The sequence below is a fragment of the Rhodococcus quanlei genome (genome assembly GCF_055231015.1).
The window spans coordinates 118,454-131,965 of record NZ_JBUYWD010000002.1; the positions used below are offsets into that span (position 1 = coordinate 118,454).

The 13,512-nt window shown below is 65.0% G+C and carries 10 protein-coding genes; 2 read left to right on the forward strand and 8 right to left on the reverse strand.

The genetic code is table 11. The annotated features are described in order from the left end of the window. Window positions 1-3: 3 nt before the first annotated feature. The 7 genes from aroC to ACZI8Q_RS01345 all read right to left on the reverse strand — a co-directional run bounded on the left by aroC (window position 4) and on the right by ACZI8Q_RS01345 (window position 9,028). Complete coding sequence (gene aroC / locus ACZI8Q_RS01315) at window positions 4-1,191, reverse strand: chorismate synthase (RefSeq protein WP_463371695.1); 1,188 nt, start codon at window positions 1,189-1,191, stop codon at window positions 4-6. Window positions 1,192-1,257: 66 nt separating this feature from the next. Next, window positions 1,258-1,674 (reverse strand): prepilin peptidase, encoded by a 417-nt coding sequence (locus ACZI8Q_RS01320; protein WP_463371696.1) that lies wholly within the window; start codon window positions 1,672-1,674, stop codon window positions 1,258-1,260. A gap of 287 nt (window positions 1,675-1,961) precedes the next feature. Further along, a complete protein-coding gene (locus tag ACZI8Q_RS01325; RefSeq protein WP_463371697.1) occupies window positions 1,962-2,783 on the reverse strand; it encodes a shikimate dehydrogenase in 822 nt (273 codons plus the stop codon). Beyond that, window positions 2,773-4,311 (reverse strand): endolytic transglycosylase MltG, encoded by a 1,539-nt coding sequence (locus ACZI8Q_RS01330; RefSeq protein WP_463371698.1) that lies wholly within the window; start codon window positions 4,309-4,311, stop codon window positions 2,773-2,775. The genes ACZI8Q_RS01325 and ACZI8Q_RS01330 overlap by 11 nt, the downstream gene beginning before the upstream one ends. Beyond that, a complete protein-coding gene (gene ruvX, locus ACZI8Q_RS01335) occupies window positions 4,308-4,841 on the reverse strand; it encodes a Holliday junction resolvase RuvX (RefSeq protein ID WP_463371699.1) in 534 nt (177 codons plus the stop codon). Before ruvX ends, ACZI8Q_RS01330 begins: the two co-directional genes overlap by 4 nt. Window positions 4,842-4,843: 2 nt before the next feature. After that, the gene (alaS, locus tag ACZI8Q_RS01340) at window positions 4,844-7,519 is read right to left on the reverse strand and encodes an alanine--tRNA ligase (RefSeq protein ID WP_463371700.1); all 2,676 of its coding nucleotides are present in this window, start codon (window positions 7,517-7,519) and stop codon (window positions 4,844-4,846) included. A gap of 102 nt (window positions 7,520-7,621) precedes the next feature. Next, a complete protein-coding gene (locus ACZI8Q_RS01345; protein ID WP_463371701.1) occupies window positions 7,622-9,028 on the reverse strand; it encodes a replication-associated recombination protein A in 1,407 nt (468 codons plus the stop codon). 164 nt (window positions 9,029-9,192) lie between these two features. Here ACZI8Q_RS01345 and ACZI8Q_RS01350 point away from each other — a divergent pair, with 164 nt between their 5' ends. Together ACZI8Q_RS01350 and ACZI8Q_RS01355 are read left to right on the forward strand one after the other, a co-directional pair. Further along, window positions 9,193-10,866: an alkaline phosphatase D family protein gene (locus tag ACZI8Q_RS01350; protein ID WP_463371786.1), complete on the forward strand. Its 1,674-nt coding sequence runs from the start codon at window positions 9,193-9,195 to the stop codon at window positions 10,864-10,866. Between the two features lie 33 nt (window positions 10,867-10,899). Then, the gene (locus ACZI8Q_RS01355) at window positions 10,900-12,174 is read left to right on the forward strand and encodes an alkaline phosphatase family protein (RefSeq protein WP_463371702.1); all 1,275 of its coding nucleotides are present in this window, start codon (window positions 10,900-10,902) and stop codon (window positions 12,172-12,174) included. A gap of 27 nt (window positions 12,175-12,201) precedes the next feature. Here the strand turns inward: ACZI8Q_RS01355 and ACZI8Q_RS01360 are convergent, their stop codons facing one another. Beyond that, entirely contained in the window at window positions 12,202-13,371 is a 1,170-nt protein-coding gene (locus tag ACZI8Q_RS01360) for a phosphotransferase family protein (protein ID WP_463371703.1), read from the reverse strand. Window positions 13,372-13,512 lie beyond the last annotated feature (141 nt).

Below are 13,512 nucleotides of genomic sequence, written 5' to 3' on the forward strand. Positions count from 1 at the left end.
GGTCTAGCGCGGCGGACGGGCGGCGATACGTTCGTGGTAACGGCGGTAGTTGTCCGCCGTTTCCGCGATCGAGTCGCCACCGAACTTCTCGAGTGCCGTCTGCGCGACCACGAGTGCCACCATCGCCTCGGCGACCACACCTGCAGCAGGAACGGCACACACGTCCGAACGTTGGTGGATGGCAACGGCTTCGTCGCCGGTGGACATGTCCACGGTCGCCAGGGCGCGCGGCACAGTGGAGATCGGCTTCATGGCGGCCCGCACCCGGAGTGCCTCACCGTTCGTCATGCCGCCCTCGATACCACCCGCGCGGTTGGTGGACCGCTCGATTCCGTCTGATCCTGGGAGAATCTCGTCGTGAGCCTCGCTCCCTCTGCGACGTGCCGTCTCGAAACCGTCGCCGACCTCCACGCCCTTGATGGCCTGGATTCCCATGAGAGCTCCGGCGAGACGCGAGTCGAGCCGTTCGGCCCCGGAAACGAACGAACCGATGCCGACGGGAAGACCGTGCACCACGACCTCGACGACACCGCCGAGCGTGTCGCCATCCTTCTTCGCCGCCTCGATTTCCGCGATCATCGACGCCTCGGCAGCCTTGCCGAATGCGCGCACGGGACTGGCATCGATCGCCTCGAGATCGGCAGCGGCCGGTTCGGGCCCGACATATGGGTCCGACGCCCCGATCGAGATCACATGCGAAAGCACCTCTACGCCGAACACCTGTCGCAAGAAGCCACGTGCGACCGTTGCCGCGGCCACCCGTGCCGCAGTCTCACGCGCGCTCGCTCGTTCGAGGACAGGACGGGCGTCGTCGAAACCGTATTTGAGCATTCCCGAGTAATCGGCGTGGCCCGGACGTGGCCGGGTAAGCGGAGCGTTACGCGCCAGGTCTTCGAGTTCGGCCGGATCGACGGGGTCTGCCGACATGATGGTTTCCCATTTCGGCCATTCGGTGTTGCCCACCTCGATCGCAACGGGACCGCCCAGAGTGCGTCCATGACGGACACCTCCGACGATCGTCACCTTGTCGGCTTCGAACTTCATTCGCGCGCCACGACCGTATCCGAGACGACGGCGAGCGAGTTGGGTCGAAATGTCCTCGGAAGTCACCTCGACGCCCGCAACCATCCCCTCGAGCATGGCAACGAGGGCGGGACCATGGGACTCTCCAGCAGTTATCCAGCGCAGCACACCCGTATCCTTCCATGCCGCTCCCCCGGACGTGGACGCCGGTACGCCACTCTGTGCGCCTCGGTATCAGGTGAGCGCAATCGACAACGCAAGTACGGTCGCGCCACACATCGCCGCACCGTGTGGCAAACGGTCCGATCCCCCTCGAAATCGGACCGCCACACCGACGATTGCCGCCACGGCGGCCAGCAGCCAACATCCACCACCGCCGAATGCCGCGGCGCCGCCGACACCGGGAGCCAACTTCACGTCACCGGCGCCGATCGAACGCGGCGCCGATACGAACGCAACCGCGTAGATCGCCGCCAGCAGCGCCCCACCGATGAGTGGAATCATCGCTCGGTCCGTGGCGGCCCCGTACCCGATGATCGCCGCGAAGCCCGGAAGCGTGAGCGCGTTGGGTAGCCGTCGCGCTGTCACGTCTGCCGCCGTCGCGGCCAGCAACCACCAGACCAGGAAAAGTAATCCGACGATGGTTGTCAACCCTGCCTGCGTGACCTGATGGGAGGCGCCCCACCAGCCGACTGCTCCGCAGATCGCGGCACCAGTAGCTTGGCACCACCCTCGTCGCACGCGGCACGGCCGCACGAGATGCGACGCTGTTCTGCGAGCCGAGTCACCGATCAGGAAACCCAAGCCCGATCCCCATATGATGCCGCACAGTTGAATCCACCCCATGAGCAGACAGCATGGCCCGAAGACAGCTGCATCGGCGCACGCCGACCTGTACCGACAAGTGGGTTGGGGATCAACCCGCCCTGTGTGGACAACTACGCCACTGCGGCGCGCATCGCATCGCGGGGTGCAGGCAGGCCGGTGAACTGCTCCACTTGCCCGAAAGCTTGATTGAGCAACATCTCCAGGCCTCCCACCACGGTTCCGCCTGCGGCGGTCACGGCGTCCGCCAAGGGTGTCGGCCACGGGTCGTAGATCGCGTCGAGCACGAATGGTGCCTGTCCGAGTGCCACCGCGTGCGGCTGGGCGCCTGCAGCAGGCACAGTGCTCACCAGAGCGCAGGAGTTCCCTGCGACGTCGTCGAGCCCCGGGTCGTCGAATGTTGCGAAATGCATGTCCAGGCCCGCCGCCTCGCCGCACTGCAGTGCACCCGTCGCTCTTTCTCGGCTACGCGCCACCAGCGTCACGGCCCGAACGCCCATGTCCGCCAACGCGACCAGCGCCGGCCTGGCAGTCCCACCGGCCCCGACGACCACAGCGCTCGCGCCGGTGAGGTCACCGGCACCGCCGCCGTTCAATGCCCCGGTAACACCGTCGACATCCGTGCAGTCCGCTCGCCATCCGCCCTCGATCCGAACCAACGTATTCGCCGAACCCACGGACACCGCCCGGTCGGTCCTCTCGACCGCATACTCGAGGGCGGCGATCTTGCCCGGCATCGTCACCGACAGCCCCACCCACTCGGGCCCGAGCCCTCTCACGAAGTCCGGGAGTTGCTCGCCTGTGCACTCGACCCGCTCGTACGTCCATTCGGTCAGACCGAGCGCGCGGTACGCCGCCAAATGTAGTTGAGGCGACCTGGAATGCGCGATCGGACTGCCCAGAACCGCTGCCTTGCGGGCGTGCTCAACGACCACTGTTCAGAATTCCACTGTTCAGCGCCAGGGTGATGTTCGACAGGTGCTCGTCGTAACTCTTCGTGAACAGTGTCGTGCCCTGCGCGTCGATCGTCACGAAATAGATCCAATCTCCCGGCTCCGGGGATTCGACCGCCTCGAGTGCCGCGATGCTCGGTGAGGCGATCGGAGTAGCCGGCAATCCCGGGCTTGCATACGTGTTCCACGGCGTGACTCGAGCACGGTCCGCGTCCGTGGTCGCGAGTTCCGTCGTGTCGAGTGAGTAGTTCACCGTCGAATCGAATTGCAGCGGCATGTCGACGGCCAATCGATTCACGATGACCCGCGCGACTCGCGAGAAGTCCGCCGGCAGAGCTTCCCGCTCGACCAGCGACGCCGCGATCAGCATTTCGTACGGAGTAAGTCCGACTTGGTCCCCCGCCGTTTCGATTCCGGTCTCCTCGTACCTGACAGCACTTTCGCTCACGAGGTGCTCGAGGATCGCGGTGGCGCTCGCTGTCGGGTCGAAGTTCCAGCTACCCGCCGCAATCAGGCCTTCGAGCTGCCGCGTGGCATCTGGAACCTGGGCCACCTCGCTCTTCGCCCAGTCCGGGACACCGAGCGAGCCCAAGTCGGAGCTGGCACCTGCCTGGTCGAGTTCCTCGTAGCTGATGCACGACTCGCTGCCTTCGGTCCCCATGCAGCTCGCCTCGGAGATCAGGGTGTAAATACCCTTTTTCACCGCGCCCGTTTTGACGTCGCTGGCATCGTGCAACTGGCGCCCCTCCGAGATCACCATGTGACCCACCCGGGACGCAGGGTCGACAAGTTGGGTCACGGCGTCGACCCCCGAGATTTCGCTCGAGATGCCGTAGAACCCGGGATGCATCGTGTTCATCTTGGGGTTCTGTACTGCGGCGTTGTAGAACGCGGCCGTACTGGCCACCACGCCCTTGTCCAGCATCTCCTCGGCGATCTGCTCGGCCGTGTCGCCCGGGTGGACCTGAACGACGACATCGGGCCCGCCCGGACCTGCATAATCATCGGGAAGGCCAGGGCCACCGAACAACGCCTTGCCGCCGACCACCACCAGCCCAGCGAGGACCACCAGAATCACCGCAGCTGCGGCAAGACCGAACAACTTCCCCCGTCGCGCACGTCGCTGACCGGAACCGCTGCGGCGACCGGCGCCTGCGGCAATCTCCTCCGGAGCGACCCGGTCGGACTGTTCGTCGTAGTACCCCGCCTGGTCATACCCCGCCTGGTCGCCGTACTCCGACTCGTCGTACGGCTGGTCGTGATACCGGGGGTCGTACTGAGAGTCATCGTAGTACTGCTGTTCGTACCCATCACCGGCGTAGCCGTCTTCCCACTGGTTACCGCCCTGCTCTGGGCCGCCGTCGCCGTACGGCGATTGCGTGAAGCGCGGTGCAGCGAAGCGACTGGTGACAAATCCGTCGTCGCCGAACTTCGCGCCCCCGATTCGCTCGTCGTGCGTCCGCTCGTCACCGAATCCTCCGTCACCGAACGGAGGTCTGCGATCACTCACTCGTCGACCTCCGACGTCGCATCCCCGACTGCATCCGTAGACATCCCCGATCTGTTCCGCTCGTCCAACCAACCTTGCAAGATCGCCACAGCCGCCGCCTGGTCGATCAGTGGTCGCTGCGCTTTGGCACCTACACCGCTGTCGCGAAGCGCTCGTGCAGCGGTCACGGTGGTCAGACGTTCGTCCGACAGCCGAACCGGAGTCGGATCCACCTGCCGACTCAGTCGTTTCGCGAAGGCCACAGCAATCGAGGCGGCCTTTCCACGTTCGCCTCTCAATGTTTGGGGCAGCCCGACGATAACCTCCACTGCCTCGTATTCGGCGACAATGGCCGCGATACGCCTGATGTCGGGCGCGTCGGGACCGCGTTCCTTCGACCTCGGAACCGTCTCGACCGGAGTGGCCAGAATGCCGTCGGGGTCGCACGAGGCGACCCCGATCCGGACACTTCCGACATCGACTCCGATGCGCCTGCCGCGCCCCGGGTCGTCTGCACCGGGTCGATCCGGACCACGCACTGCAGCGGCCACCACTACTTGTTGCCCACCAACTCCGCGACCCGACTGCGCACAGAGTCGAGGGCAGTCGCGATTCCACTGGAGTCCGAGCCGGAGCCCTGGGCCATGTCTGCCTTGCCACCACCGCGGCCACCGATCGCCGGACCGAAGCTGGCGACGAGCTCCCCTGCCTTCACGCCTGCTTCCTGCGCCGCCTTGTTGGCGGCCACGACGAACGGAACCTTACCGTCGACGTCGCCGAGCAGGACCACCACGGCAGCCTGGCTTCCGAATCTGCCCCGCACGTCCTGAACAAGCGAACGCAGGTCGTTTCCACCGACACCCGCAGGAGCCGATTCGGCCACCAACAGCACCGGACCGACCCGACGTGCCGCGTCGACGTAGGAGCCGGCCGCCGCCAGTACGGCCTGTGCCTTCGACTGTTCGAGTTCCTTCTCGGCGACCTTCAGCCGCTGAACCAAGGCCTCCACGCGTGCCGGCACTTCTTCCGACGGCACCTTCAGGCTCGACGACAGGCCGGCGAGAAGTGCCCGCTCCTTTGCCAGGTACCGGTAGGAGTCGAGACCGACGTACGCCTCGACACGGCGCACACCCGAGCCGACGGATTGTTCGCCGAGCAGCGTGATGTTGCCGATCTGCGCCGAACTCTCGACGTGAGTGCCTCCGCAGAGTTCCATGGAGAACGGCCCACCGATATCGACGACGCGAACCTCGTCTCCGTAGTTCTCCCCGAACAGCGCCATGGCACCCATGGACTTCGCCTTCTGCAAATCGGTGACGAAGGTGTTCACCGCGTAGTTCTCGGCCACGGCTTCGTTCGCCACTGCCTCGATGTCCTGCTTCTGAGTGTCGGTGAGGGCACCCTGCCAGGAGAAGTCGAAGCGCAGGTAGCCCGGTTTGTTGAGGGAGCCTGCCTGAACGGCGTTGGGCCCGAGTACCTGGCGCAGTGCGGCGTGCACCATGTGTGTTCCGGAGTGGCCCTGCGTGGCGCCCTTACGCCAGGCGGGGTCGACCTGGGCGAGCACGACGTCGCCTTCGGTGATCTCGCCTTCGACGACGCTCACCTTGTGAACCCACAGTTGCTTGGCGATCTTCTGCACATCGTCGACCTTCGCCCGCATGCCGGTGGCGGAAAGTGAACCGAGATCGGCGATCTGACCGCCCGCCTCTGCGTACAACGGTGTCCGATCGAGCACGATTTCGACGTTGCGACCCGCGGCTGCCATGGGAACCCGTCGACCGTCGGAGATCACGGCGAGCACGTGCGCCTCGGACACCAGCTCACCGAACCCGGTGAACTCGGTCGGTCCGCGATCGAGGAGCTCCTTGTAGACGGTCAGGTCGGCGTGCGTTTGCTTGCGCGCCTGAGCATCGTCTTTCGCACGTTGACGCTGTTCGGCCATCAACGAGCGGAATCCGTCCTCGTCGACGGACAATCCCGCCTCCGACGCCATTTCGAGGGTCAAGTCGATCGGGAAACCGTAGGTATCGTGGAGAGCGAACGCCTGTTCACCACCGATGACGGTCTTGCCCTCGGACTTGACCGCTTCAGCGGCGCCTTCGAACAGTTTCGATCCGGAGCTCAAGGTCTTGAGGAACGCCGACTCCTCCCCGACCGCGACGGTTTCGATGCGCTCGAAATCGGTGTCGAGTGCGGGATACGACGGAGCGAGGGTCTCTCGCACCACGGTGATGAACTCGCGCATGGTCGGCTTGTCGGCACCGAGCAGCTTCGCGGAACGCACGATGCGGCGCAGCAGGCGACGGAGCACGTACCCCCGGCCGTCGTTGCCGGGGTTCACACCGTCGGCGATCAGCATGGCTGCCGTGCGCGCGTGGTCGGCGATGACCCGGAAACGCACGTCCTCCTCGTGAACACCGACCCCGTACCGGCGGCCGGTGAGCTCCTCGGCCTTCGCAATCACCGGCCGGACGAGATCCGTCTCGTACACGTTGTCGACCCCCTGGAGAAGGAACGCCACACGCTCGACACCCATGCCGGTATCGATGTTCTTCTTCGGCAGCGGGCCGAGGATCTCGAAGTCGTCCTTGCTGGTTCCGAGACCGCGCTCGTTCTGCATGAAAACGAGATTCCAGATTTCGAGGTACCGATCCTCGTCGGCCTCGGGGCCGCCGTCGACCCCGTACTCGGGTCCGCGATCGTAGTAGATCTCCGAGCACGGACCGCAGGGGCCGGGAATGCCCATCGACCAGTAGTTGTCGGCCATCCCACGTCGTTGGATGCGTGATTCCGGCACCCCGACCTCGTCGCGCCAGATATCGCGCGCCTCGTCGTCGTCGAGGTAGACGGTGACCCAGATACGTTCCGGATCGAACCCGTAGCCGCCGGCGCCCACGCTGCCGGTCAGCAACGACCACGCACTCTTGATGGCGTCGCGTTTGAAATAGTCGCCGAAGGAGAAATTGCCGGCCATCTGGAAGAACGTGTTGTGACGGGTCGTGACGCCGACGTTCTCGATGTCGAGGGTTCGCACGCACTTCTGCACACTCGTCGCCGTCGAGTACGGAGGCGTCTGCTGCCCGAGGAAGAACGGGACGAACTGCACCATGCCGGCATTGACGAACAGCAGATTCGGGTCGTCGAGAATCAGCGAGGCACTGGGCACCTCGGTGTGGCCGGCCTTGACGAAATGGTCGAGGAATCGCCGGCGGATCTCGTGAGTCTGCACGTCTTGGGTCCTTCACATATGGACGGTCGGGGCAACCGGCAGCGCCGCGGTTTCGCCACGCCAGCCGCTCACAAGCTTATAGGCCGCTGTGTACGTGCCTGATCAGTCCCTTCCACCCCGCACGATGCGTCGCAACTTCGGTACACGACCGGCCAGTTCACGCTCGCCGCCGTGGGTGGTCGGCTCGTAGTAGTTCACGCCGACCAAATCGTCTGGAGCGTACTGCTGGGTGATGACTGCGTCCGGATGATCGTGCGGATACCGATAACCGACTGCGTTACCCAACGCCTGCGCGCCCTGGTAATGACCGTCGCGCAGATGTGGCGGAACGAGGCCGGACTTCCCCGCCGCGACATCGCTCATCGCCGCCCCGAGTGCCGCGATCACGGCGCCGGACTTGGGTGCGGTGGCCAGATGAATGGTTGCCTGAGCGAGGGCCAGTCGCGCTTCCGGCATGCCGATCAACTGCACGGCCTGAGCGGCAGCAGTGGCCGTCTGCAACGCCGTCGGATCGGCCATACCGATGTCCTCACTGGCATGCACCACGAGTCGGCGCGCAATGAATCGTGGGTCCTCGCCGGCGGTGATCATGCGGGCCAGATAGTGCAATGCAGCGTCGACATCCGAACCGCGTATTGATTTGATGAAGGCGCTGATCACGTCGTAGTGCTGGTCGCCGTCTCGGTCGTAGCGCACGGCAGCCTTGTCGACGCTCGCTTCCACGGTGTCCAGATCAACGACGGCGGGTCCGCTTTGCGCATCGCGTTCGGCCCGATCCAGAGCGCTACCGGCGGCAGCTTCGAGCGCGGTGAGAGCACGGCGTGCGTCGCCACTCGCGAGGCGCACCAGATGGTCGAGCGCATCCTCCGTGATCGTGACCGCCCCATCCAACCCGCGTTCCTCGATACGAGCCCGTTCGATCACATCCCGGATTTCCTCGGCTGTCAGCGACGTCAGTTGCAGAACCAACGACCGCGACAACAACGGCGACACCACGGAGAAGGACGGATTCTCGGTCGTCGCGGCAACGAGGAGCACGATTCTGTTCTCGACGGCAGCGAGTAACGCGTCCTGTTGGGTCTTGGAGAACCTGTGGACCTCGTCGATGAACAGCACAGTCTGTTCGCCCACCAGGAGTCTGCGCCGGGCGAGTTCGATGACCCCGCGCACCTCCTTGACGCCAGAGGACAACGCCGACAGAGCTTCGAACCTTCGGCCGGTTGCCCCCGAGATCAGCGACGCGAGCGTGGTCTTGCCCGTTCCGGGCGGACCGTACAGGAGGACCGACGCGGCGCCAGAGCCCTCGACCAGACGTCGCAGCGGAGTCCCCGGTGCCAGCAGGTGTTGCTGGCCGACGACTTCGCCCAGGGTGCGCGGGCGCATGCGTACTGCCAGCGGCGCATCGTGAGAAACGCGACTCCGAGCGGCTGCGTCGGCGGACAGAGGTCCACTGTCACTGCCACCGAGTGTCTCGTCATCGCCCGCCACCGAACCGAACAGATCGCTCACGCGTTCGACGCTACAACGTTTCGCCTCGCATCCGGCGCTGCGGGGAACATACATCCGCTTCCACATGCTGCGATCTGAACAATCGGCAAACGTTCCGTGCACGCCGCGCGCCGAATTGGACAAACGACTTGGTCGACCTCTTATATGGACCCGTGATCTCCGACATGCCCTCGTCACCTACGCCCTCCGGACCCTCCGTTCGCCGACGCACCGTCTTGCGGGCCGGTGCCACTCTGACCGGGGTCGGAGTCGCTACCGGGGCAGGTTTGATCGGCGCCGGTGCTGCGGGAGCTCGAGCCGCCGGAGGCGACCCGTTCGCGCACGGCGTCGCGTCCGGTGATCCACTTCCCGACGCTGTCATCATCTGGACCCGAGTCACCCCCACCGCGGACGCCGTCCCCGGATCGGGCCGTGGCCCGGCCGTCACGGTCAGCTGGGAAATGGCCACCGATCGCGGCTTCTCGAACATCGTCCGCTCGGGCAGCGCGAGCGCCACTGCAGCATCCGACCACACCGTCAAAGCCGATGTGACCGGACTGTCGCCGAACACCGAGTATCAGTACCGCTTCGAGTTCGACGGGGTCGTTTCCGAGATCGGCTCCACTCGGACCGCACCGGCTCTCGACGCCGACATCGACAGCCTCCGGTTCGGAGTCGTCTCGTGCACGAACTGGGAGTCCGGATACTTCGGCGCCTATCGTCATCTCGCCCGGCGCGACGATCTGTTCGCGATCATTCATCTCGGTGACTACCTCTACGAGTACGAAACCGGTGAATACGGAACAGGCACCGGTGTTGTGCGCACCCACGACCCGGTCCACGAGATCGTCACGCTGGCCGATTACCGAATCCGGCACGCGCAGTACAAGACGGATCCCGACCTGACCGCTCTCCACGCAAAGATGCCGTGGATTGTCACGTGGGACGACCACGAATCGGCAAATGACGCGTACTCGGGTGGCGCCGAAAATCACGAACCGGCCACCGAGGGCTCCTGGCACGATCGCCGCGCAGCTGCCACGCAGGCCTATTTCGAATGGATGCCTGTCCGTTCCGCCGGCACTCAGTCCGAGCCTCGTCTCTATCGCCGGTTCCAGTTCGGAACCCTCGCCGAACTCTCGATGCTCGATCTACGCACCTACCGCAGTCGACAGGTATCGATGACCTCACGCAAAGCCGCCTCGCCGGACCGATCGATCACCGGGGCCGAGCAGATGGACTGGCTCCGCAAGGGACTCGTGTCGTCCGATGCGCAATGGAAACTCGTCGGGAACCCGGTGATGATCACACCGGTTGTATTTCCGCCCCTCGAGCCGCGCACCACGGCCGCACTGACCGAACTGCTCGGTGTGCCGACCAGCGGCATCCCGTACAACGTCGACCAGTGGGACGGGTACACCGCCGACCGCACACGCCTGTTCGACGCATTGCTCGCGAACGACGTCCGGAACACGGTCTTCATCACCGGTGACATTCACTCTTCCTGGGCGTGCGACCTTCCGGTGAATCCCGCGGCATACCCAGGTAGTCCTATCGTCGGCACCGAACTCGTCGTGCCCTCGGTGACCTCCAACAACATCGACGACATCCTGGGAACACCGCCCCGGACCGCGACGCTGGCCGCTGAGGAAGCGATCCGAGCGACCAACCATCACATCCGCTACAACGAACTCGATTCCCACGGTTATGCCGTGCTCGCCATAGATCGACAGGCGACCCAGATGGATTGGTACTTTCTCGACGATCGGACCGACCCGGCCACGGGCGTACACCGCGCCGCGGGCTACCGGACAGCCGCGAACGGTGGCCACGTCGAGCCTGCACCCCCACTCCCCTGACCGGCCCTCCCCGAATCGGTGAACGGATAACACATGAACTCGCTCCAGCCCACTCGCCGCCAGGTCCTGGTCGGCGGCGCGGTTGCCCTTACCGCCACCGCGATGACAGGTGCGGCTGCATCGCGCGCATTTGCCGCGCCTGCGGATCCTGGAATCGATGTTCATGTCGTCGTGGTCGACGGTATGAGGCCTGACGAACTGACGACGGACCTCACTCCGACGCTCACGCGTCTGGCGACAGCGGGCACCACCTTCACGGACGCCTCGGCTATCACCATTGCCGAGACCCTCCCCAACCACGCGGCGATGATGACGGGTGTTCTGCCGTCGCGAAACGGGGTGCCGGCGAATGCGATCTTCGACCCAGCGGAAGGCGGGACCCGTGACCTCGACCGACCGACGGACCTGTGGGCGCCGACCATGCTCGATCGGATCCGCGACGAGCTGGGATTCGTCACGGCCAGCGTGCTGTCGAAAGAATATCTGCACGGACTGTTCGGATCGCGAGCTTCCGTGGTCTGGGAACCTGCACCCCTGATTCCCGGCACCGAACACGCACCCGACACCTTCACGATGGATGCGCTGATCCGGACGATCGAGGATCATTCCCCGCGGTTCACTTTCACCAACCTGGGTGACGTGGACCGGGTCGGGCACATCGACCTGTCGGGTGTCTCCCTGCGAATTGCCCGGAACGCGGCTCTGCGGAACACCGATCGGCAGGTCGAACGATTCGTGCACCACCTCCAGAACACTGATGCGTGGTCGCGTTCGGTGGTCATCGTGCTCGCCGATCATTCGATGGATTGGTCGGAGCCCGCAAAGCTGATCGGATTGGACCATCCCCTCAACGCCGACCCCACGCTTGCCGGTCGGGTGCAGGTATGCCAGAACGGTGGCGCCGACCTTGTCTACTGGACCGGTGCCCCCGCGGACCGCGGTGCCGCCGTAGCACGAATCCGCGAGATCGTCGCCGGCATCGACGGCGTGGACACCGCCGTACCAGCCTCCGACCATGACCTCGGAGACCGTGCCGGCGACGTCGTCGCATTCTGTCGACCCGGGTGGCGGTTCAGTGACCCCACACCGCTGTCCAACCCCATTCCCGGCAACCACGGGCACAGCGCGACGATGCCGATCCCCTTCTTCGTCAGCGGGGGTAGTCCCCTCGTGCGGAGAGGACAGACGGTTGCCGGTTCGGCCCGCACCATCGACGTCGCACCGACTGTTGCCACCCTGTTCGGCCTGAACGCTCCGACAGGCGATTGGGATGGAAAAGCCCTGATGCAAGCATTCAACCAGCGTTGACGTTCGAGCCGGCTGATGGTCTGGAGGTCAGCCAGCAGGACTCGCCAGCTTGGCCGCAACCGCTTCCGCGTGTTCGGCGATGACGGCGTTTCCGGCCCCCTGCGCCGCACGTGCCAGCTGCTCCCAACGGCGACTCAGTGCCACCGTTCGCGGAGCGGAGAGAGCGTGTTCGCGAACCTCCGAGATCAACGTGTGATCGTCGCGCAAGAACAGGTAGGTGCTGATCCACACCCAGACCAACTGGGCCTCGACGATGCGAGCATCCAGGAACTCGTCATCGGCCAAGGCAGGCCACATGCCGACAACCTCGGCGCGCCAGGCTTCGGTCATCGCCTGTGCTCTGTCCTCGGAGAGGTCGATGCTGCACAAGCAGCCCGGGAACGACACGAGTGCGTACGCGATATCGAGCATCGCGTCCCGGAATCCACCCCACTCGTAGTCGAGGAACCGAACACCCTCGTCGTTGACGATGATGTTGTCCGGACACAGATCCGAGGGACTGAACGCCCGAAATCGTCCGCTGTCGAACAATTTCTCGGCCTGCGTGACTTGTTCGACCGCATCGGCGGGAACCTCGATTCCGAGGTGATCCTGCAAGAGTCGGGGCACCTCGGCAACGGCCCGACCCACCTGGCCGGCCACGAAGTCGTCGCATTGCTCGACCTCCGCCCTGCGAAGCAATGCGGTGAAGTCCTCTTCGCGTCCGACGGTCGCAGCGTGCATCCGCCCCAGAGCCTGCGCCATCGCCATGAGTGTGTTCGTGACCGTGTCCGTATCGGAATGTTCGAGCAGCGAGCTGATCGATGTCGCATCGCCGAGATCACTCAACACGAGGATGCGCGCGTCGAGGTCGGATGCCAACAGCTCGGCACCCGGCCGCACATCGGTGTGCAGTGCGGTGGCGAACTGGTAAGAGACGGCCTCCCGCAGAAAGGCGGTATGGGAATCATCGGGCGGCCCCTCGCCGTCGGGCATCCACGAGTCGGTATGACCCCCGTCTCGCACTTGCTTCACGACGAGAGTTCTCGGCAGCGAGAACGGATTCTCGGCGACTCTCACCCGCAGCACGATGGTGGGGCCACTACCCCCGAGATCGACGGGATCCACGAGGGTCACGGGTGCGCCGGTGCGCCGGGTGAGCAGCTTCTCGGCTGCGGCAACTACCTCGGAAACGGGGTCTGCCAAAATTGCGATCATCGGTAACCAACCTACCTTTTGGTGACGCACGTCATCGACCTTCCCCGTCGGCCTGTCAGGCGCGGGCGATCGATTCCCAGTTCGGATCGTCGACCACCGCCACGAATGTGACATGACTCACATCCGGGACGTGGGCGATCG

Excerpts from the sequence above, each read along its gene's own strand:
- ACZI8Q_RS01360 (WP_463371703.1), bottom strand. The coding sequence starts at position 13,371 with ATGATCGCAATTTTGGCAGACCCCGTTTCCGAGGTAGTTGCCGCAGCC.
- ACZI8Q_RS01355 (WP_463371702.1), top strand. The coding sequence starts at position 10,900 with ATGAACTCGCTCCAGCCCACTCGCCGCCAGGTCCTGGTCGGCGGCGCG.
- ACZI8Q_RS01350 (WP_463371786.1), top strand. The coding sequence starts at position 9,193 with ATGCCCTCGTCACCTACGCCCTCCGGACCCTCCGTTCGCCGACGCACC.